We start from the raw sequence: 21383 nt of genomic DNA on the forward strand, positions 1-21383 counted from the left end.
ATCATCCTCGAAATCGCGGGGGTGAATGCTGGCTCGGCGACAATCCCCGGCTGTATGCAAACCAAACCCCACACCCTGGAAGGCTGGCTGCGCCATTGCGAGCAGCTGCATCCCCGCAACATTGATATGGGCCTGGATCGGGTCGCCGAAGTCGCCCGCCGCATGGCGCTGCGGTTCGAGTGCCCGGTGATCACGGTGGCGGGCACCAACGGAAAAGGATCGACCTGCGCCATGCTCGAAGCGGTGGCGCTGCAGGCGGGTTATCGCACCGGCGTGTACACCTCACCGCATTTGGTGCACTTTGAAGAGCGCTGTCGTGTGCATGGCGAAATCGTGTCGGCGGCGGACCTGGTACCCCATTTCGAGGCGGTGGAGAGCGCCAGAACCCAGAACGGCAACGAGGTGTCTCTCACGTACTTTGAGTTCACCACCCTGGCCATCCTGCGCTTGATGAGCCATGCGTTGCTGGATGTGGCAATTCTCGAAGTCGGCCTCGGAGGGCGTCTGGATGCCACGAACGCGATCGACACCGACTGCGCCATCATCACCAGCATCGATATCGACCACACAGAATTTCTGGGCCCGGACCGCGAGAGCATTGGCCGCGAAAAGGCGGGCATCATGCGCACGGGGCGCCCAGCCGTCGTGAGCGACCCCATGGCCCCGCAGAGCGTGGTGGATCACGCGCGGGAGATCGGCGCCGATTTGTGGAGTTTTGGGCGCGATTTCAATTTCTCGGGCGACAAGCAGCAGTGGAGCTGGGCTGGCCGGGGGCGGCGCTATGCCGGGCTGGCTTATCCGTCTCTGCGTGGGGCTAACCAGCTGGTGAACGCCTCGGGCGTGCTGGCGGCTTTCGAGGCATTGCGTGATCGGCTGCCGGTGACCGCCCAGGCCGTGCGCAACGGTATGGCCCTGGTGGAGTTGCCGGGACGTTTTCAGATTGTGCCGGGGCAACCGACCCTGGTGCTGGATGTGGCGCACAACCCGCACTCCGTGGCAGCGCTCACGGCCAACCTGGATGCGATGGGGTTCTTCCCAGTCACCCACGCGGTGTTTGGCGCCATGGCGGACAAGGACCTGGCGCCCATGCTGGCCAAGGTCGGGCCTCTGGTGGACCGTTGGTATTTCACCGATCTGCCCACTCCGCGCGCTGAGTCGGCCGCCGTGTTGCAGCAGAAGTGGAATGCCGTGCATATGGTGGCGGGCGGTCGTCGGGACGTTGCATCCAGCTTGCATGCCGACCCACTGCAGGCCCTGCAAGCGGCGGTGGCCGCCGCAGACCCCGCTGATAGAATCGTGGTCTTTGGCTCGTTCTACACGGTGGGTGGGGTGTTGATCAATGGAACACCCCGCTTGCACGCCAAACATATGGGCGCCTGAGCGCCTCACGAGTCCTTAGTCCATGGCATTTTTCAAGTTCCGGTGGCCCGGTCAGGGTGAGCAGCAACAGGCCGAAAAGCCGTCCAAGCGCTCGCGCACACCACAGGCTGAGAGCATCGAAGTGATGCGCCGCCGCGCCCGGCACCGTTTGATTGGCGCTGCAGTGCTGGTGCTGGTGGGGGTCATCGGGTTTCCGTTGCTGTTTGATACCCAGCCACGGCCTATCCCTGTGGACATTCCCATCGAGATCCCAGACCGCAACAAGGTGGCTCCCCTGGTGGTGCCTGCGCCAGTGGCTGAACCTATCGCCGCCAAGCCTGCTGCACCCTCCACCCAAGAGCCAGCCCCGACGGCTGCTGCGCAGCGGCCTGCGCCTTCGCGCACTGCCGCAGCCAATGGCTTGGCGGACGGTGAAGAACTGGTGCCTAGCGCTCGTACAGCAGCGGCCAAACCTGCGCCAGCCCCAGCGGTTGCCCCCCCAAAGCCCGAGTTGAAACACGAGGCCAAGCCGCCCGCTGCTCCCGCACCTTCTCCCGTCCCTGAACCCAAGCCTGCACGTGCTGACGATTCGGCACGTGCCCGCGCCCTGTTGGAAGGCCGCAGCACCGAGGCGCCAGCCGCCGCCAGTGCCGAGGAGGCGCGCTTCATCGTGCAGGTGGGGGCCTTTGCAGATGCCGAAAAGGCCCGCGAAGCACGTACTAAGGTGGAACGGGCGGGTCTCAAGACCTATACGCAGGTGGTGGACACCAAGGACGGAAAGCGCACCCGGGTGCGTGTGGGTCCGTTCACCAACCGGGCAGAGGCAGACAAGGCGGCGGCGCGCATCAAGTCGCTGGACCTGTCGGCGTCGGTGCTCACCCTGTAAACATTGATCAGGCTGCCGCTTGTCCATGGCTGCGTTGGATTGGGTGTTTGTGGCCGTGTTGCTGGCCTCCATGCTGATAGGTGCGTGGCGCGGACTGGTGTTTGAAGTGCTGTCGGTGTTGGGCTGGGTGGCGTCTTTTTTTGTGGCGCAATGGTTTGCGGCCGATGCAGCGGCCTTGTTGCCCATGGGTGGGTCGGGCGAGTCGCTGCGGTATGCAGCCGGTTTTGTCGTGGTGTTTGTGGCTTCGGTTTTTGCCTGTGGTTTTCTGGCATGGCTGGCCAAGAAGCTGGTGGAAGCTGTAGGGCTGCGCCCGGCGGACCGCACCCTCGGCGCTGTTTTTGGTGTGTTGCGCGGCCTCGTTTTGTTGCTTGCTGTGGCCGTGGTGGCTGGCATCACCCCCGTGCACGAGGCACAGTGGTGGCAGGAGTCGCGGGGCGCGCCGGTCTTGGCCGAAGTGCTCAAGGGGTTGAAACCGGCGCTGCCGGACGAATTTGGAAGGCATCTGCCTTCGTGAGATCGAAGCGGTAGCGGCCAGAAGCTGCTGCCGTTGGATGACCGCGGGGCTGTTCCCGCAAACGGATGGAATACAACTATGTGTGGAATCGTCGGCGTCGTCAGTCCTGCGCCCGTCAATCAGCTGATTTATGACGCTTTGCTGCTCTTGCAGCATCGTGGCCAGGATGCTGCTGGCATCGTGACCCAGCAGGGCCGCAAATTCTTCATGCACAAGGCCAAGGGCATGGTGCGCGACGTTTTTCGCACGCGCAACATGCGCGCTCTGCCGGGCAATGTGGGGCTGGGCCAGGTGCGTTACCCCACCGCCGGCAACGCCTACAGCGAAGAAGAGGCGCAACCGTTTTACGTCAATGCCCCGTTCGGCATCGTGTTGGTGCACAACGGTAATCTGACGAACGCCCGCGAACTGCGCACCGAGCTGTTCCAGACGGACCACCGCCACACCAACACGGAAAGTGATTCGGAAGTCCTTCTGAACGTGTTTGCGCACGAACTCGAACGCGCCACGCGGGGCGTGCCTCTGCAGCCCGAGGACGTTTTCACTGCCGTGCGTGCGGTGCACAAGCGCATCAAGGGTTCCTATGCTGTGATCGCGCTGATCGCAGGCCACGGTCTGCTGGCCTTCCGCGACCCGCACGGCATCCGCCCGCTGGCCATGGGCCGCAGCCAGGACGGCACCGTGATGGTGGGCAGTGAGTCGGTGGCGCTGGAGGGCACCTCCCATGTGTTCGAGCGCAACATCAATCCGGGCGAAGCGATTTTCATCACGCTGGACGGACAGGTTCACGCCAGCCAGTGCGCAGAGAATCCGCAGCTCAACCCTTGCATTTTCGAGTTTGTTTACCTTGCTCGGCCCGATTCGGTGCTTGACGGCATCTCGGTCTACCAGGCCCGTCTGAACCTGGGTGAAGCCTTGGCCAAGCGTGTGGTGTCCACCGTGCCGCCCAACGAGATCGATGTGATCATCCCCATCCCCGAGTCCAGCCGCCCCAGCGCTACCCAGCTGGCACATCTGCTCGGCGTCCCGTACCGGGAAGGCTTCGTCAAAAACCGTTACGTGGGTCGCACCTTCATCATGCCCGGGCAGGGCGTGCGCAAAAAGTCGGTGCGCCAGAAGCTCAATGTGATTGGCAGCGAATTCAAAGGCCGCAACGTGTTGCTGGTGGACGACTCCATCGTGCGTGGCACGACCAGCCGCGAGATCGTGCAGATGGCGCGTGACGCGGGTGCCCGCAAGGTGTACCTCGCCAGCGCGGCGCCGCCCGTGCGCTACCCCAACGTGTATGGCATTGACATGCCCACCAGCAGCGAACTGGTGGCCCACGGTCGCACGGTCGAAGAGATTCGCCAGGCCATCGGCTGCGACGCTCTCATCTATCAGGATGTAGATGGCATGAAGAGGGCTGTGGGTGCGCTCAACAGTGCCATTGCCGGGTTCGATGCGTCGTGTTTTGACGGCGTGTACGTGACGGGTGACATCACTGCGGAAGGGATTGCCAGCCTGAATGAGGGGCGCGTAGGTGCAGAGGAGGGCGAGGAAGATACCTCGCGCCTTGCTTTGCCCAATGCGCAGGAAGCGTAGCCAAGGGCTTGCGCAGCCACCGCAGACCATCGCACGCGATGTTGTGCCCCCGGTTGTGCGCGTGATGCCCTAGCCGGGTCGGGCTGCGCCCGACGGATTGATCCTAGTTTGAACTGGCCCCATGGAGGGCCAGCATTGATTGTTATGACTGAAACCACTGCCACCAGCACGGGCCGCATACGCACCCGTTTTGCACCGTCTCCCACCGGCTTTATCCACCTGGGCAATATCCGCTCGGCGCTGTACCCCTGGGCGTTTGCCCGTGCCACGGGGGGGGATTTCATTTTGCGCATCGAAGACACCGACCTGGAGCGCTCCAGCCAGGCGGCGGTGGACGTCATCATCGAGGGCATGGCCTGGTTGGGTCTGAACCACGACGAAGGCCCGTTCTATCAGATGCAGCGCATGGATCGTTACAAGGCGGTCCTTGCAGAGTTGCAGGCCGCTGGTCACGTGTATCCCTGCTACATGAGCGTGGCTGAGCTGGATGCCCTGCGCGAGCGGCAGATGGCTGCCAAGGAGAAGCCTCGCTACGACGGCACATGGCGTCCTGAAGTTGGCAAGACCTTGCCAGCCATTCCTGAAGGCGTGCAGCCGGTGCTGCGCTTCAAGAACCCACAGGGCGGCGTTGTGGCCTGGGACGACAAGGTCAAGGGCCGCATTGAGATCAGCAATGATGAGCTGGATGACCTGGTCATCGCACGGCCCGATGGCACGCCCACCTACAACTTCTGCGTGGTGGTCGACGATATCGACATGGCGATCACGCACGTGATCCGAGGCGATGACCATGTGAACAACACGCCGCGTCAGATCAACATCTTCCGCGCCCTGGGTAAGGAACCCCCGGTGTATGCCCACTTGCCCACTGTGCTCAACGAGCAGGGCGAGAAGATGAGCAAGCGCAATGGCGCCAAGCCGGTGACGCAATACCGCGATGAAGGTTATCTGCCCGATGCCATGGTGAACTATCTGGCGCGTCTGGGCTGGAGTCACGGCGACGATGAGATCTTCAGCCGCGAGCAGTTTCTGCAGTGGTTCAACCTCGACCACCTGGGCCGCAGCGCTGCGCAGTTCGATGAAGCCAAGCTGCGCTGGGTGAATGCCCAGCACCTGAAAGCCATGGCTGACGACGCTTTGGCTGCGCTGGTTGCGCCGCAATTGCAGGCGCGTGGTGTTTCCGCTGAGGCGCTGGCCGATGGGCGTCTGCCCCGGATCTGTGCGCTGTTCAAAGACCGGTGCGACACCACCGTCGTGCTTGCCAACTGGGCGCAGGTGTTCTATGGCGACGTGACTCCGGTGGATGCAGAGCGCGCTCAGCATGTCACCGACGCCATTGCTCCCGCTCTGGACGCACTGGCTGATGCACTGTCCGCCTGCGAGTGGGACAAGGCGTCCATCAGTGCTGCGTTCAAGCAGGTGCTGACGGCTCAGGGTCTGAAGATGCCCCAGCTGGCGATGCCTGCGCGTGTCCTGACGGTCGGAACCGCCCACACGCCATCGGTCGATGCTGTGCTGGAACTGGTCGGACGTGAAAAAGTTATAGCGCGTTTGCGAAACCGCTAAAAATCTGTCTATAATTCAAGGCTCAGGTGATGACAACAAATACAAAGTGTTTGAAGTCATTCAGTGGGGGTATAGCTCAGCTGGGAGAGCGCTTGCATGGCATGCAAGAGGTCATCGGTTCGATCCCGTTTACCTCCACCACGTCGCTTGATAACGGTTAGTTCCAAGGTTTTGACCCTATCGTCTAGAGGCCTAGGACATCACCCTTTCACGGTGAGTACCGGGGTTCGAATCCCCGTAGGGTCGCCAAGTTTGTAGCACTTGGCTTGTGTTGATAAATACAAGCGAAAAGCTGCCTGCCAGGAGTGGTAGTTCAGTTGGTTAGAATACCGGCCTGTCACGCCGGGGGTCGCGGGTTCGAGTCCCGTCCACTCCGCCAAATCCAGGGCCTGAAGTCATTCAGGCTGGGTCTTCAAGCAATTGAAGTTCCGTGGGGGTATAGCTCAGCTGGGAGAGCGCTTGCATGGCATGCAAGAGGTCATCGGTTCGATCCCGTTTACCTCCACCAAATTTGTCAGTATCAGTTCGGTTAGTTCCAAGGTTTTGACCCCATCGTCTAGAGGCCTAGGACATCACCCTTTCACGGTGAGTACCGGGGTTCGAATCCCCGTGGGGTCGCCAAGTTGTAGCGCTTGGCTTGTGTCAGAGATACAAGCAAAAGCTATCTACCAGGAGTGGTAGTTCAGTTGGTTAGAATACCGGCCTGTCACGCCGGGGGTCGCGGGTTCGAGTCCCGTCCACTCCGCCAAGCATAAACCGCTGTAGTCGAAAGGCTGCAGCGGTTTTTTTATGCCTTGATGAATGACTTAACTGACCCGCAGGCCACGAAAGCCGCGCTTGAACCGTATGGTTGTGGCCAGGTTTGTTACAAGTGGTGAGGCCTGTGCAAGAATCGTCTGCATGCCACCGCACCACTCAGGTGCCTCTCAGAGACCATCAGGCGCCCATGAACCTTCTTCGGTTGCAGATTCACCCACAACACTTGGCCAGCTTCAAAGCGGTAGCCCCGGTGCTCTACCTGTTGACGGGTGGAGTGATTGCAGCCTGGGCCTATTTTTCGGTGGCAACTCCACAGCGTGTGGGCCATTACCTCACATTGCACCAAGTGCTGGAGACGCTGTCCATTGCCGTGTCGGCGTTGGTGTTTGCGGTGGGGTGGAAGGCGCACAGCCTGAATCCCCAGCGGAACGTCCTTCTTCTGGCCTGCGGCTTTTTGGGGGTGGCGGTCCTGGATTTTTCGCACATGCTGTCCTTTGCCGGCATGCCCGACTACATCACGCTCAATTCGGTGGCCAAGGGGATCAATTTCTGGTTACCCGCCCGGTATTTGGGGGCGTTGACGCTCCTGGGTGCAGTCGCGTTGCATTGGCGCGAGCCGGGTGATGTTGCCGATCCAGGCCCCGGCAGGTTTGCGGTGGTGGCCTTGGTCTTGGCCGTGGTGGCTGTTGTCCATGCCATCGTTTTCTGGTTTCCGCAGTGGTACCCGCAGACTTACGATGCCCAAGGGCTGACGCGGTTCAAGATCGCCTCCGAATACGGTGTGGTCGCCTTGTATGCAGCGTCGCTGGTGCTGTTGCTTCGCTGGGCGCGGGAGCGTGCCGCCTTTGATGTGGCCAGGCTGTTTGCTGCCGTGTGGGTGATGGCCCTGAGCGAGTTCTTTTTCACGTTCTACGTCATCGCGACCGACCCCTTCAATCTGCTGGGCCATTTGTACAAGGTGGTGGGGTACTACTACCTCTATCGGGCCATCTTTGTGGGCACCATCGAGGCGCCATACCGGGTGCTCAAGCAGTCCGACAAGGCCATGCGCGCCGTGCTGGATGCGGTGCCCGACCTGATGTTTGAAGTGACCCGCGATGGCCGTTACGTACAGATCCATACGCGCCAGCCCGAGTTGCTGCTGATGCCGGCCAGCGAGGTGGTGGGCCGGTCGATCCACGACATCCTGCCCCCAGCAGCGGCGGCCGTGGCGCAAGCTGCGATCGATGCGGCGGCTGAGCATGGCCTGGCCCGCGATTTTCAGTATGTGCTGGACTTGCCGGATGGCCCGCACTGGTTTGAGCTGTCCGTGGCGCGCAAGGTGATGGACGATGACGCAGACGATCACTTTGTGGTGCTGTCGCGTGACATCTCCCAGCGGGTGCAGATGCTGGACACCTTGCGCAAGTTGCGCCATGCCGTGGAGCAGGCGCCCAACTCCATCTTCATTGCAGGCGCCGACGGCAACATCGAATACGTGAACCCTGCGTTCACGGTCACGACGGGCTACAGCCCCGAGGAGGTGATTGGCCGCAACCCACGTCTGCTGAGCGCGGGCGCCACGCCTGCGAGTGTGTATGCCGACCTGTGGGCCCATTTGACCTCTGGCCGTCCGTGGCGCGGTGAGTTTGTGAACCGCCGCAAAGGTGGCGGCGAGTACAACGAGTCCGCCATCATCTCGCCCCTGCTGGACGAGCAGGGCCACATCACCCACTACCTGGCTGTGCAGGAGGACGTGACAGAACGCAGGCGTGACGAGGAGCGGATTCGCAAGCTGATCAACTTTGATGCGCTGACCGGCTTGCCCAACCGCACGATGTTCGCCTCTCGGTTCAGCCAGGCTCTTGCATTGACGCAGCGCAGCGGCCATCAGCTGGCCCTGTTGTACCTGGACCTGGACCACTTCAAGAACGTGAACGACTCGCTGGGCCACCAGGTGGGCGACGGGCTGCTGATCGAGATTGCGCAGCGCTTGCAGTCGGTGGTGCGCGACGAAGACACGGTGTCCCGGCAGGGTGGGGACGAATTCGTCATCGTGCTGCCGCTCACCGATGCCCAGCAGGCGGCCCACGTGGCCGACGGGCTGCAAGCGCAGGTGCGGCGCATCTGCAAGCTGCAACACCACGAGTTGGTGGTGACATCGTCGATTGGGATTGCGATGTACCCAGAGGACGGCAGCGACTTTGAAACCCTGGCCCAGCGTGCCGATGCCGCCATGTTCCGTGCCAAAGAATCTGGGCGCGACACCTACCGTTTTTTCTCGGCAGACATGCAGGCGCAATCGCTCCGGGTGCTGAAGATCGAGAACGCCCTGCGCAGTGCCCTGGTGCAGGGGCAACTGACGCTGCACTACCAGCCGCAAATCCGGCTGAAGGACCATCAACTGGTGGGGGTGGAGGCCTTGCTGCGGTGGACCCACCCTGAGCTGGGTGTCGTCGGCCCGGCCGAGTTCATCCCGGTGGCTGAAAGCAGCGGCCAGATTCTGGGCATGGGCGAATGGGTACTGCGCACCGCGCTGGCCCAGGCGCGGCAGTGGCGCGATGCGGGTCACACCGAGCTGGTGGTGGCGGTGAACCTGTCGATGGTGCAGTTCCGTCATCCGGGCCTGGTGGACATGGTGGGCCGTGCACTGGCCGACAGTGAGGTGCCGCCGCAGATGCTGGAGCTGGAGCTGACCGAGGGCATTGCCATGGATGCGCCAGAACAGGTGATTGCCATCGTGCAGCAGCTGTATGACCTGGGCGTGCAGCTGTCCATCGACGACTTTGGGACCGGGTACTCGTCGTTCAGTTACATCCAGCGCCTCAAGGTGCACAAGCTCAAGATCGACCAGTCATTTGTGCGCCACCTGGGCGACGACCCTAGTGCGCCCCACATCGTGCGGGCCATCATTGGTCTGGCGCAAAGCCTGGGCCTGGAAACCATTGCCGAGGGCGTGGAGACGGCTGCGCAGCGTGACGTGCTTTGGGGACTGGGCTGCGACACCGGGCAGGGCTACCACTTCAGCCGCCCCGTGCCAGCTGCCGACTTGGAGGGGCTTCTCACTCAAGGCCACACAGTCTTGGGTTGAGGAGGTGGGAGACCGAGGTAAGCCACCGCCACAACGAAACCGCCGCGTTGTGAGCGCGGCGGTCGGGTGGGCATCAGCAAAGTGTTTGGCTCTCAGTAGCCCTGCGGCCTTTCCGGGCCCCTTGTGGACGACTTTTTGTGCCAAACAGGCACCATGCGCTAGAGGAATATGCCTGAGGTGCTATTGAAAGAGTAGCATTCAGACATGCCTCTTTAACTCAATCCCCAGCTCAGCGTGGTGCCAGGCGAATGGCACCGTCCAGACGGATCACCTCGCCATTGAGCATGTCGTTTTCGAGGATGTGGCGCACCAGTTTGGCGTAGTCCTGGGGGGTGCCCAGGCGGCTGGGGAAGGGCACGCCAGCGGCCAGCGCGTCCTGCACTTCCTGCGGCATGCCAAACAGCATGGGTGTGCCGAAGATGCCGGGGGCAATGGTCATGTTGCGGATGCCGTTGCGCGCCAGGTCACGGGCAATCGGCAGGGTCATGCCGACCACGCCGCCCTTGGAGGCTGCGTAGGCGGCCTGGCCGATCTGGCCGTCGTAGGCGGCCACGCTGGCCGTGGAGATCAGCACGCCACGTTCGCCGGTGGATTCCGGCTCGTTCTTGCTCATGGCCTCGGCGGCCAGGCGGATCATGTTGAAGCTGCCGATCAGGTTGACCGTGATGGTCTTGCTGAACAAGGCCAGCGCATGCGCACCGTTCTTGCCCACCGTCTTCTCGGCGGGGGCGATGCCGGCGCAGTTCACCAGGCCCACCAGTTTGCCCAGCGACACGGCCTTGGCCACCACGGCCTGGCCGTCTGCCTCGTTGCTCACATCGCATTTCACGAACGCGCCGCCGATTTCCTTGGCCACGGCTTCGCCTTTTTCTGCCTGCATGTCGGCAATGACCACGGTGCCGCCCTGGGCGGCCAGCATGCGTGCCGTGCCTTCGCCCAGGCCCGAAGCGCCGCCGGTGACGATGAATACCTTGCCTTGGATGTCCATGGTTGTCTCCAGTAAGTGACGTTAACGTAAACGTCAATTATGGCGCATCTCCTCACCGTGCTGAACGCGAAAAAAAGCCCGGACCAGGCCGGGCTTGTGGTGGGTGAGGGCAGGGGCAGCTTACTGGAAGCCCACGCGGTCTAGCATCTGCTGCACCTTGGTCGTGTTGGCGCCCACCGCGCTGATCGGGATGGTCTCGCTCTTGAAAGGCTTGCCGCCGGTCATGGCCTTGAGGGCCGGGTTGTCCAGTGCCACGCCCTTGGCAGCAGGCCACTCGTTGTTGCCGTTTGCAAAATAGTTCTGTGCCTCGGGGCTGGCCAGATATTCAAGGAACTTGATGGCGTTGGCCTGGTTCTTGGAGTGCTTGGCCACCGCGCCGCCGGCGATGTTCAGGTGCGTGCCCCAGGATTCCTGGTTGGGGAACACCACGCCCACCTTGTTGACCACAGCCACGTCTTCGGGCTTGTTGGAGCGCATCATGCGCGCCAGGTAGTAGGTGTTGGTCACGGCGATGTCGCACTCACCCGCAGCCACGGCCTTGATCTGGTCGGTGTCGCCGCCCTTGGGTGGGCGGGCCAGGTTGGCCACCATGCCCTTGAGCCAGGCTTCTGCCTTCTGTTCGCCCATGTGTTCCGTTACAGCGCCGAACAGGCTCAGGTTGTAGGGGTGCGAGCCGGAGCGGATGCACAGCTTGCCCTTGTTCTTGGGGTCACCCAGTTCTTCGTAGGTGTCCACATCGGCCTTCTGCATCTTGACCTTGTTGTAGACGATGACGCGCGCGCGGGTGGACAGGCCAAACCACGAGATGCCTCCGTCTGCTGCCGGCTGGCTGCGCAGATTAGCGGGGATGGCGTCGTTTAGCACCTTGGACTGGATGGGCTGAAACAGGCCATCGACCTCGCCCTTGTACAGGCGGGCTGCGTCCACCAGAAGGATCACGTCGGCGGGCGAGGCGGTGCCTTCGGCCTTCAGCCGGGCCAGGATGCCGGCATCGTCCGCGTCCACACGGTTGATCTTGATGCCCGTGGCCTTGGTAAAGCCGGTGTACAGCGCTTCGTCGGTGGAGTAGTGGCGGGCCGAGTAGAGGTTGACCACTTGTTCCTGGGCGTGCACGGCGCCTGCAGCGGCGGCCAGGGCACAAGCGCTCAGCAAGGCTTTCACAGTCTTCGACATGGGTTGCGTCTTTCGGGGTTGAAACTGCGTCAATGATAAAGCAAACGCGAATTATTCTTGATCAATGTCTTGCGCAAAGGCCGGATTTCGGGTCCGGGTTTGAGGTGGCGCAAGGGCCGCATGCCGTGGATGCCGGACCACCGTAAAAAGATCGGTTCGCCGCGCGGGCCCGTTCCCACGCTTGCGGTCTGTGTGTGGTCAGGCCAAAAAAAAGCCCGGTCGTAAAACCGGGCTTTAAAAGGATCCTTGAAACGGGGGTTTCGAGAGGATCCAAGGAGACAACTGAGACGCTGTAGACAAGGTCAGCAGCGCATGGGTTGAATTATCAGGGTATTCCCTGAACACGGCCTAGAGGTTGCACTCCAGACCGCAGGTAGGGCGATTAACGCTTGCGGGGAGCGGCCGTCTTGGCAGCGTTGGCAGCGGTGTTGGCCACGGCGTTGAAGTTGGCTTCAGCCACATCAGACGCTTGCTTCACAGCCTTTTGTACCGACTCAAACGCGTTGTTGGCGGCAGACACGGCGCTCTTCATCACGGCCACGGCGGTTTCGGAACCGGCGGGGGCGTTCTTGGCGGCGCTGTCCACCAGGTTGGTGAAAGCCTTCTGTGCGTCGGTGGCCTGGGCTTCGAAAGCCTTGCCGAACTCAGCGCCCGTGCCCGATGCGATGTCGTACAGGTGGCGGCTGTAAGCGGCGGTCTTTTCAGCCAGGGGCTGGAACAGGCCAGCTTGCAGGGCCAGCAGTTCTTGTGCGTCCTTCACGCCCAGCACGGCTTGCGTGTGGTTGGCGGCTTCGGACAGGGCAGCGCGCGAAGCGGTCACGTTCAGTTCGACCAGCTTTTCCACGCCTTCGAAAGCCTTGGTGGTCAAGCCAAACAGGGTTTCGATGTTGGCCTTGTGGGATGCCAGGATTTGTTCTGCGGTCAGCGACATGTCATATCTCCTAAAAATGAGGGCCCAAGGGGCCGGGTGGTTCACAGACATCTGCGCTGACCTTGACCTGTTGGTCATGTTGCAGTGCAGCATGGGTTGAATTTTAGGGACTTGCAGCGCTATTGCAAGGGCTTTTTGTTGCACTGCAGCAAATTAGACACGATCACCCAGAAATCCCCGGCTTGCCACAATTGCGTCATGCACGCCTACTACGCCGACCACTTCGTGTTGCCTTTGCCGGATGGTCACCGCTTTCCCATGGCCAAGTACCGCATGCTGCGCGACCGGATCGCCCAGCACCTGCCTGGCGTGCTGTTGAAAGAAGCCCTACCAGCATCGGATGAGGCACTGGTGCGCGTGCACAGCCAGCAGTACATCGACGCCATTGCCCAGGGCACGCTGGCGCCCGCCGCGCAGCGGGAGATCGGGTTTCCCTGGAGTCCTGCCATGGCAGAGCGCGCTCGCCGCTCGGTGGGCGCTACTCTGGCGGCCACCCGCGCCGCCTGGCGCGAGGGTGTGGCCGGCAACTTGGCTGGCGGCACCCACCACTCGTATGCCGACAAGGGCAGTGGCTTTTGTGTGTTCAACGATGTGGCGGTGGCTGCCCAGCAGGCACAGGCCGATCACCTGAACGATGGATCGGGCTGGCCGCTGCAGGTGGCGGTGATCGACCTGGATGTGCACCAGGGCAATGGCACGGCCCATATCTTTCAGGGCGACGACAGCGTGTTCACCCTGTCGCTGCATGGTGCACGCAACTTTCCTTTTCGCAAGGAGCCGAGTGACCTGGACGTGGAACTGCCAGACGGATGCGCTGACGACGACTACCTGCACGCCCTGGACCAGGCCCTGGAGGCGCTGGACCATCGCTGCAAACCGGACCTGGTGTTTTATCTCGCGGGGGCCGACCCCCATGTGGGCGACCGCCTGGGTCGTCTCGCCGTCACCCACGACGGGCTGGAGGCACGCGACCGGCGGGTGTTTGACTGGGCCTGGCAGCGGCGCATTCCCACGGTGTTCGTGATGGCGGGCGGCTATGGCAACGACCTGGAAGACACACTGCAGGCGCAGCTCACCACCTGGCGCGTGGCCTGGCAGTACCACCAGCGCTGGCAGAATGTGCGGCCATGACCTCTGCCGCCAGCTCGTCTCCTGTCGCTTCTTCCGCGCCGGTCCGCCCGGCTCCGCAGCCGCGCAGCGCCTACCGCGTATTCCGCCCCATCACCACACGCTGGGCTGACAACGACGTCTATGGCCACGTGAACAACGTCGTGTACTACAGCTGGTTTGACACGGCGGTGAACGCCCACCTGATCGACCAGGGCGTGCTGGACATCCATGCGGGCCAGACCATCGGCCTGGTCATCGAGACCCAATGCAATTACTTCGCGCCGCTGGCGTTCCCGCAGACGGTGGAGGCGGGCATCCGCGTCGCGCGGCTGGGGGGCTCCAGTGTGCGTTACGAGGTGGGCCTGTTTGCGCAGGGCGAGCCGCTGACGGCGGCGGCGGGGCACTTCATCCATGTGTACGTGGACCGCGAAACCCGCCGCCCGGTGGCCGTGCCAGATGCATTGCGCAATGTGCTGCAGGCGCTGGTCATGCCCGGCTGACGGGTCGTTGATTGGCGGCTGATCAGTGGCTGCAAACCGTAGCTGCTGATTTGATAGCGTCAGGCGCAGCTGCAATGTGCGCCTGGGCCCTGAACAGCTTGAATGCACAGCGCCGGCTGAACACTGGCTGACGCCGCCCGCAGTGCCGCGCACCGGGCGCCGTGATGGCCTACACTTTGCGGCTTTATCGTCCGGTCTGCGGCCGGAGCATCGCGTGCCCAGCGTGCGCGGTTTCTGAGGCGTGCCCTGTCCATGATCATCACCAGCCTGCTCGACACTGACCTGTACAAGTTCACCATGATGCAGGTGGTGCTGCACCAGTTTCCCGGGGCGCAGGTCGAGTACAAGTTCAAGTGCCGCAACCCCGGCGTGCAGCTGGCACCGTTTGCCAACGAGATCCGCGACGAGATCCGTTCGTTGTGCAGCCTGCAGTTTCAGGATGCCGAGCTGGCCTACCTGCGATCGCTGCGATTCATCAAGAGCGACTTCGTGGACTTTCTGGGCCTGTTCAAGCTCAACGAGAAGTACATCACCGTAGTGCCACAGCACAACGGTGAAATCGACATCACCATCCGCGGGCCCTGGCTGCACACGATCCTGTTCGAGATCCCGGTGCTGGCCATCATCAACGAGGTGTACTTTCGCAACACGCAGAAGGTACCCGACTTTCCGGAAGGCCGCCGCCGTCTCGACGCCAAGATTGCGCTGCTGCAGGGCGAGGGCCTGTCCGACCTCAAGATTGCCGACTACGGCACGCGCCGCCGCTTCTCGCGCGCCTGGCACGAGGAAGTGCTGCGCGTGCTGGTGGCACGCCTCGGCACCGGGGACCGCCGCCCAGGTGCGCCCGCAGGCCCCGGGCAGTTTGCGGGCACCAGCAACGTGCTGTACGCGATGAAGCTGGGCGTGACCCCCCTGGGCACCATGGCGCACGAATATCTGCAGGCCTGCCAGGCGCTGGGCCCGCGGCTGCGCGATAGCCAGGTGTTTGGCTTCGAGATGTGGGCCAAGGAATACCGGGGTGACCTGGGCATTGCGCTGTCGGACGTGTACGGCATGAGCGCCTTCCTGCGCGACTTCGACCTGTATTTTTGCAAGCTGTTCGATGGCGCCCGCCATGACAGCGGCGACCCGTTCGCCTGGGGCGAACGCTTGCTGGACCACTACCGCAAGAACCGCGTGGACCCGCTGACCAAGACGCTGATCTTCAGCGACGCGCTCACCATCCCGCGCACCATCGAGCTGTACCAGCAGTTCCGGGGCCGCTGCCAGCTGGCGTTTGGTATCGGCACCAACCTGACCAATGACCTCGGCAGCCCGCCTGCCCATGAGCCTTTGCAGGTCGTCATCAAGATGACGCGCTGCAATGACCAGCCTGTGGCCAAGCTGTCGGACACGCCGGGTAAGGGCATGTGTGATGACGAGAAGTACCTGGCCTACCTGCGCCAGGTGTTTGATATCCCTTCGCCGGTGTGACCGTGCCCCGCAGGTGCCATGGCCCTGCGTCCCCTGATTTTTAGCAATGAGACGGAGACAAGAACCATGAAATTTTCGCGCGGGCTGGCAGTGGCCGGCCTACTGGCGGCGTTGCCGGGACTGGCACTGGCGGCCGATATTGACGGCAGTGCGCTGTCGGTGCTGTGGGGCGTGCCCTTTGCCGGCATTCTGCTGTCGATTGCCTTGATGCCGCTGTTGGCGCCCATCTTCTGGCACCACCATTTTGGCAAGGTGGCTGCGGGCTGGGCGCTGGCTTTTCTGGTGCCGTTTGCGCTGGTGTTTGGCCCCGGCGCGGCGGGCGCGAGTTTTGTGCATGCGCTGGTGGCCGAATACATTCCGTTCGTCATCCTGCTCACCGCGCTGTTTACCGTGGCAGGGGGCATCTACATCCGGGGCAACCTGCACGGCAGCCCGGCGCTCAACACGGCCATCCTCGCCATTGGCGCGGTGCTCGCCAGCGTCATGGGCACCACGGGGGCGTCGATGCTGCTTATCCGCCCGTTGATCCGCGCCAATGACAACCGCAAGCACACAGCGCATGTGGTGGTGTTTTTCATCTTCATCGTGTCCAACGCCGGGGGCTCGCTCACGCCCTTGGGTGACCCACCGCTGTTCCTGGGCTTCCTGAAGGGGGTGGACTTCTTCTGGACGGTGAGCCACATTTTCCCCGAGACCCTGTTTCTGGTGGGCTCGCTGCTGGCCATCTTTTTCGTGATGGATTCCTGGTACTACCACCGGCGCGAAGAGGTGCTCAGGGCCGACCCCACGCCCGACACCAAAGCCATCGGCTTTGACGGTAAGGCCAACTTTGCGCTGCTGGGCGTGGTGGTGGCGCTAGTGCTGCTCAGCGGCCTGTGGAAGTCGCAGGTGGCGTTCACCATCGCCGGGGCCGAGGTGGGCCTGCCCGGCATCGTGCGGGACGTGGGCCTGATCATCGTGGCGCTGGTGTCCCTGCGCATCACGCCCAAGCAGGTGCATGAAGACAACCAGTTCAGCTGGGGCCCCATGCAGGAAGTGGCCAAGCTGTTTGCGGGCATCTTCCTCACCATCATCCCGGTGATCGCGATGCTCAAGGCGGGCGTCAATGGCCCCTTTGGTGCCGTGGTGTCCGCCGTCACGCGGCCGGACGGAACACCTGACCCGGCTATGTACTTCTGGGCGTCCGGGCTGCTCAGCTCGTTCCTCGACAACGCGCCGACCTACCTGGTCTTCTTCAACACCGCCGGGGGCGACCCGGCCGTGCTGATGACCACCCTGGCCCCCACGCTGGCCGCCATCTCGGCGGGCTCGGTGTTCATGGGTGCCAACAGCTACATCGGCAATGCGCCCAACATGATGGTCAAGGCCATTGCCGAAGACCGCGGCGTGAAGATGCCAAGCTTCTTCGGCTACATGCTGTGGTCGGGGGGCATTCTGGTGCCGCTCTTTATCGTCATGACTTTCATCTGGTTTAGATAGTGAACATCCCCCTGAGCGGCTGCGCCGCTTCCCCCTTCTCTCGCACCGCTGCGCGCTGCGGGAAGGGGGACGCCGCCCTCGCTGCAGGGCGGCCTTTGCTCGGCGGCCGCTGGCTTGGTCCACGCCAGTTTTTATAGGCCGACGTGCCTTGCGAATAGTTTGGAGATTGAAGACTTATGAGCAAACCCCGCATCCTGGTCGCCCGCGCGATCTTTCCTGACATCGTGGAACGCCTGCGCGAGCACTTTGACGTGGAGGCCAACCCTGACGACGTGATCTGGGCCCCGCAAGAGCTGGCCGCGCGCCTGGCCGACAAGGACGGTGTGCTGACCACCGGCAGCCAGCGCATCGACGCTGCGCTGCTGTCCGCTGCGCCTCGCCTGAAGGTTTGCGCCAACATGGCCGTGGGCTACAACAACTTTGACGTGGATGCCATGACCGCCGCGGGTGTGTTGGGCACCAACACGCCCGATGTGCTGACCGAGACCACGGCCGACTTTGGCTTTGCGTTGCTGATGGCCACGGCCCGCCGCATGACCGAGAGCGAGCATTACCTGCGTGCCGGGAAGTGGACCAAGTGGAGCTACGACATGTTCGCGGGCAGCGACATCCACGGCAGCACGCTGGGCATCATCGGCATGGGCCGCATCGGGCAGGGCATTGCCAAGCGCGGGGCGCATGGTTTTGGCATGAAGGTGGTCTACCACAACCGTTCGCGCCTGTCGGCCGAGCTGGAGGCCGAATGCAAGGCCACCTACGTGGGCAAGCATGAGTTGCTGCGCACCGCAGACCATGTGGTGCTGGTGGTGCCCTACACGCCCGCTTCGCACCACACCATCGGTACGGCTGAGCTGGCGGTGATGAAGCCCACGGCGACGCTCGTCAACATTGCGCGTGGCGGCATCGTGGACGACGCTGCGCTGGCTGTGGCCCTACGCGAGCGTCGCATTGCGGCGGCGGGGCTGGATGTGTTTGAGGGTGAACCCAGCGTGCACCCCGACCTGCTGACAGTGCCCAACGTGGTGCTCACGCCGCACATTGCCAGCGCCACGGTGCCTACCCGGCGCGCCATGGCCAACCTGGCGGCGGATAACCTGATTGCCTTCTTTGACGGGCGGGGGCCGCTCACGCCGGTGAATCAGCCCTCCACCCTGCGCTGATGCGGGATTTTGGGTCCATTCGACCGGATGCGCTAGTCAATCATGCGCTGATAGCTATCAAAAACATAGTAAACCTTGGTCACTGACACACTTGTTCTCTTGGCGGCGCTGGCACTGGCGCTGGTCCTTCTCGTGGTGCTCTTGTTGCGCCGTCCCCGCGTGGACCTGCCGCCCGAGTGGCTGGCACGCCTGCAGTCGCTGGAGCAAACCACACAGGCGACGCAGATTGCGGTGGCCAAGAATGATGGCGCGCTGGACGGCATGGGCCAGCAGCTGCGTGGCTTTACCCAGACCACGCAGTCCACGCTGGAGACACTGCGCCACGCCGTGGACGAACGCTTGGCCCAGGCCGTGGCCGAATCCCGCAACGGCCGCGCCGAGCTGTTGGCTGCCTTTGGCGTATTCGAGGCGCGGCTGGAGCAGCGCCTCACGGCCCTGGATGCGGCCACACGCCTCACGCTCGATTCGCTCAAGGGCGATACCCAGTCGCAGCTGGGAGTGATGTCGCAAGCGCTCAAGGACCAGCTCGAAGCCAACGGCTTTCAGATCAAGAACCAGTTTGCGGTGCTGCAAGACGCCGTGTCGCAGCAGCTCACCGGGCTGGTGCAGGGCAGCCAGCACAACGCCGAGCAGCTGCGCACCGCCCTCAACGAGCGCCTGGCCGCCATCCAGGCCGACAACGCCACCAAGCTCGAAGAAATGCGCCGCACGGTGGACGAAAAGCTGCACGCCACGCTGGAGCAGCGCCTGGGCGAGTCGTTCAAGCTGGTGAGCGACCGGCTCGAACAAGTGCACAAGGGCCTGGGCGAAATGCAGACCCTGGCGGGTAGCGTGGGCGACTTGAAGCGCGTAATGACCAACGTGAAGTCGCGCGGCACCTGGGGCGAAATGCAGCTGGGCGCCATCATCGATAACGTGCTCACGCCCGACCAGTTCGCGCGCAACGTCAAGACCGTGCCGGGCAGCGATGAGCTGGTGGAGTTTGCGATCCGCCTGCCCGGCAAGAGCGACGAGCATCCGGTGTGGCTGCCCATCGACTCCAAGTACCCCGTGGAGCAGTACCAGCGCCTGCTGGACGCGCAGGACGCGGCGGACAAGGCAGCCATTCAGTCGGCAGGCAATGCGTTCGAGACGTCGATCAAGCTGGAGGCCAAGAAGATCTTTGCCAAGTATGTGTCGCCCCCACACACCACCGACTTCGCCGTGCTCTACCTGCCCACCGAGGGCCTGTTTGCCGAGGTGATGCGCCGCCCCGGCCTGGTCGAATCCGTGCAGAACGAGTGCCGCGTGATGATCACCGGCCCGGCCAACCTGGCCGCCATGCTCAACAGCCTGCAAATGGGCTTCAAGACGCTGGCGATCGAAAAGCGCTCGTCCGAGGTGTGGAGCCTCTTGGGCATGGTCAAGACCGAGTTCGCCAAGTTTGGCGATGTGGTCGAGGCCACCAAAAAATCCATCGATGCCGCCGCCAAGAAGTTTGACGAGGTGGGGGTGCGCACCCGCGCCATCCAGCGCAAGCTGCGGGATGTGCAGGACCTGCCTGCGCCCGACACGGCCGTGCCGCTGGCAGGGGCCGGTCCATCGGCATTGCCTGGTTTGGATTCCGAGGACGACCTGCCGTGAACTGGGCCCTGGCGCGCCTGATTGCGGGGCAGATCTGCGTGCACGCCTGCATGGCAGGCATGCGACTGGCAGCGCCACTGCTGGCGCTGCGCGAGGGTCACAGTGCAGCAGCCGTGGGGGTGTTGCTGGCATTGTTCGCACTCACGCAGGTTTTTCTGGCCTTGCCCGCCGGGCGCTATGCGGACCGGCACGGCTTGAAGCGCCCCGTGGGCTACGCGGTGGCCCTTGCATCGGCAGGGGCTGCGCTGGCGCTGGTGTTCCCCGTCTTTCCGGTGTTGTGCGTGGCTGCGTTGATGACCGGTGGCGCCACCGGGGCCGCCACCATTGCACTGCAGCGCCATGTGGGGCGCGCTGCGCACGACGCCACGCAGCTCAAGCAGGTGTTCAGCTGGCTGGCCATCGGGCCTGCGGTGTCCAACTTCATCGGGCCTTTCTGCGCGGGGCTCATGATCGACAACGCGGGCAGTGCTGCGGGCAGTACCGAGGGCTATCGCGCCGCCTTTGCCCTGATGGCGGTGTTGCCCCTGCTCACCTGGTTCTGGGTGCGAGACACGGTAGAGCTACCGCCCGTGATTGCCGCCGCGGGCGGCCCCCCGCAGCGCGCGTGGGACCTGATGAACGAACCTCCGTTTCGCCGCTTGCTGCTGGTCAACTGGATCTTGTCCTCGTGCTGGGACGTGCACACCTTCGTGGTCCCGCTGCTGGGGCACGAGCGGGGCCTGTCGGCGTCCGTCATTGGCTCCATCCTGGGGGCGTTTGCGATTGCCGCTGCCGTCATCCGCGTGCTCATGCCCATCGTGGCAGAGCGCCTGCGCGAACGGGTGGTGGTGGCGGGCGCCATGGTCGCTACGGCCGTGCTGTTTGGCGTCTACCCGCTGCTGCACAGCGCGCTGGCCATGGGCGCGTGTTCGGTGCTGCTCGGGTTTGCACTGGGCTCGGTGCAGCCCATGGTGATGAGCCTGCTGCACCAGATCACGCCGCCGGCCCGCCATGGCGAGGCGCTGGGTCTGCGGCTCATGGCCATCAACGCATCCAGCGTGCTCATGCCCATGCTGTTTGGCTCTGCGGGGGCCGTGATTGGGGTGGGAGGGCTGTTCTGGGTGGTGGGCTGCGCTGTGGGGCTAGGCTCTCGCCAGGCCTGGCTGATGGGGCGCAAACCATGAAGAGAGCCCTGCGGGGTAGGTAGGTGCTTCAGGCACCCGTCCCGC

At 63.2% G+C, this 21383-nt stretch carries 16 protein-coding genes and 6 tRNA genes; 19 read left to right on the plus strand and 3 right to left on the minus strand.

What is annotated here, in order from left to right; all coding sequences use genetic code 11:
* Window positions 1-54: 54 nt before the first annotated feature.
* The 12 genes from folC to C8C96_RS14190 all read left to right on the plus strand — a co-directional run bounded on the left by folC (window position 55) and on the right by C8C96_RS14190 (window position 9738).
* Entirely contained in the window at window positions 55-1380 is a 1326-nt protein-coding gene (folC, locus tag C8C96_RS14135; RefSeq protein WP_121942707.1) for a bifunctional tetrahydrofolate synthase/dihydrofolate synthase, read from the plus strand.
* Between the two features lie 22 nt (window positions 1381-1402).
* Entirely contained in the window at window positions 1403-2245 is an 843-nt protein-coding gene (locus C8C96_RS14140; protein ID WP_121942708.1) for an SPOR domain-containing protein, read from the plus strand.
* A gap of 25 nt (window positions 2246-2270) precedes the next feature.
* On the plus strand, window positions 2271-2759 hold the full coding sequence (locus C8C96_RS14145; RefSeq protein ID WP_121942709.1) for a CvpA family protein: 489 nt from the start codon (window positions 2271-2273) through the stop codon (window positions 2757-2759).
* A 78-nt stretch (window positions 2760-2837) separates the two neighbouring features.
* The gene (purF, locus tag C8C96_RS14150) at window positions 2838-4343 is read left to right on the plus strand and encodes an amidophosphoribosyltransferase (protein WP_121942710.1); all 1506 of its coding nucleotides are present in this window, start codon (window positions 2838-2840) and stop codon (window positions 4341-4343) included.
* A gap of 144 nt (window positions 4344-4487) precedes the next feature.
* Window positions 4488-5909 (plus strand): glutamate--tRNA ligase, encoded by a 1422-nt coding sequence (gene gltX, locus C8C96_RS14155; protein WP_121942711.1) that lies wholly within the window; start codon window positions 4488-4490, stop codon window positions 5907-5909.
* A 65-nt stretch (window positions 5910-5974) separates the two neighbouring features.
* A tRNA-Ala gene (locus C8C96_RS14160) sits at window positions 5975-6050 on the plus strand.
* Window positions 6051-6082: 32 nt separating this feature from the next.
* Window positions 6083-6158 (plus strand) — tRNA-Glu (locus C8C96_RS14165).
* A 53-nt stretch (window positions 6159-6211) separates the two neighbouring features.
* Window positions 6212-6288, plus strand: a tRNA-Asp gene (locus tag C8C96_RS14170).
* A gap of 53 nt (window positions 6289-6341) precedes the next feature.
* A tRNA-Ala gene (locus C8C96_RS14175) sits at window positions 6342-6417 on the plus strand.
* A gap of 37 nt (window positions 6418-6454) precedes the next feature.
* A tRNA-Glu gene (locus C8C96_RS14180) sits at window positions 6455-6530 on the plus strand.
* 50 nt (window positions 6531-6580) lie between these two features.
* Window positions 6581-6657 (plus strand) — tRNA-Asp (locus tag C8C96_RS14185).
* 198 nt (window positions 6658-6855) lie between these two features.
* On the plus strand, window positions 6856-9738 hold the full coding sequence (locus C8C96_RS14190) for an EAL domain-containing protein (protein ID WP_121942712.1): 2883 nt from the start codon (window positions 6856-6858) through the stop codon (window positions 9736-9738).
* Between the two features lie 229 nt (window positions 9739-9967).
* Here the strand turns inward: C8C96_RS14190 and C8C96_RS14195 are convergent, their stop codons facing one another.
* The 3 genes from C8C96_RS14195 to C8C96_RS14205 all read right to left on the minus strand — a co-directional run bounded on the left by C8C96_RS14195 (window position 9968) and on the right by C8C96_RS14205 (window position 12830).
* A complete protein-coding gene (locus C8C96_RS14195; protein WP_015014461.1) occupies window positions 9968-10726 on the minus strand; it encodes a 3-hydroxyacyl-CoA dehydrogenase in 759 nt (252 codons plus the stop codon).
* A 120-nt stretch (window positions 10727-10846) separates the two neighbouring features.
* The gene (locus C8C96_RS14200) at window positions 10847-11899 is read right to left on the minus strand and encodes an extracellular solute-binding protein (RefSeq protein ID WP_056746389.1); all 1053 of its coding nucleotides are present in this window, start codon (window positions 11897-11899) and stop codon (window positions 10847-10849) included.
* Window positions 11900-12281: 382 nt separating this feature from the next.
* Window positions 12282-12830 carry a phasin family protein gene (locus C8C96_RS14205; RefSeq protein ID WP_056063715.1) on the minus strand — a complete coding sequence of 183 codons (549 nt, stop codon included), beginning with the start codon at window positions 12828-12830 and terminating at the stop codon, window positions 12282-12284.
* Between the two features lie 198 nt (window positions 12831-13028).
* On the opposite strand from C8C96_RS14205, the gene C8C96_RS14210 reads away from it, so the two are divergent.
* The 7 genes from C8C96_RS14210 to C8C96_RS14245 all read left to right on the plus strand — a co-directional run bounded on the left by C8C96_RS14210 (window position 13029) and on the right by C8C96_RS14245 (window position 21338).
* Window positions 13029-13961, plus strand: a complete 933-nt coding sequence (locus C8C96_RS14210; RefSeq protein WP_121942713.1) for a histone deacetylase — start codon at window positions 13029-13031, stop codon at window positions 13959-13961.
* Complete coding sequence (locus C8C96_RS14215) at window positions 13958-14440, plus strand: thioesterase family protein (protein ID WP_121942714.1); 483 nt, start codon at window positions 13958-13960, stop codon at window positions 14438-14440. The genes C8C96_RS14210 and C8C96_RS14215 overlap by 4 nt, the downstream gene beginning before the upstream one ends.
* A gap of 252 nt (window positions 14441-14692) precedes the next feature.
* Window positions 14693-15913, plus strand: coding sequence for a nicotinate phosphoribosyltransferase (pncB, locus tag C8C96_RS14220; RefSeq protein WP_056063706.1), 1221 nt, complete (start codon window positions 14693-14695; stop codon window positions 15911-15913).
* Between the two features lie 66 nt (window positions 15914-15979).
* Window positions 15980-17392, plus strand: coding sequence for a sodium:proton antiporter (locus tag C8C96_RS14225; RefSeq protein ID WP_056746386.1), 1413 nt, complete (start codon window positions 15980-15982; stop codon window positions 17390-17392).
* A 176-nt stretch (window positions 17393-17568) separates the two neighbouring features.
* Complete coding sequence (locus tag C8C96_RS14235) at window positions 17569-18552, plus strand: D-glycerate dehydrogenase (protein WP_121942715.1); 984 nt, start codon at window positions 17569-17571, stop codon at window positions 18550-18552.
* A gap of 75 nt (window positions 18553-18627) precedes the next feature.
* Entirely contained in the window at window positions 18628-20175 is a 1548-nt protein-coding gene (gene rmuC / locus C8C96_RS14240) for a DNA recombination protein RmuC (protein WP_121942716.1), read from the plus strand.
* Window positions 20172-21338, plus strand: a complete 1167-nt coding sequence (locus tag C8C96_RS14245; protein ID WP_121942717.1) for an MFS transporter — start codon at window positions 20172-20174, stop codon at window positions 21336-21338. Before rmuC ends, C8C96_RS14245 begins: the two co-directional genes overlap by 4 nt.
* The last annotated feature ends 45 nt before the right edge of the window (window positions 21339-21383 follow it).

The organism is Acidovorax sp. 100 (assembly GCF_003688355.1).
Classification (GTDB): Bacteria; Pseudomonadota; Gammaproteobacteria; order Burkholderiales; family Burkholderiaceae_C; genus Acidovorax; species Acidovorax delafieldii.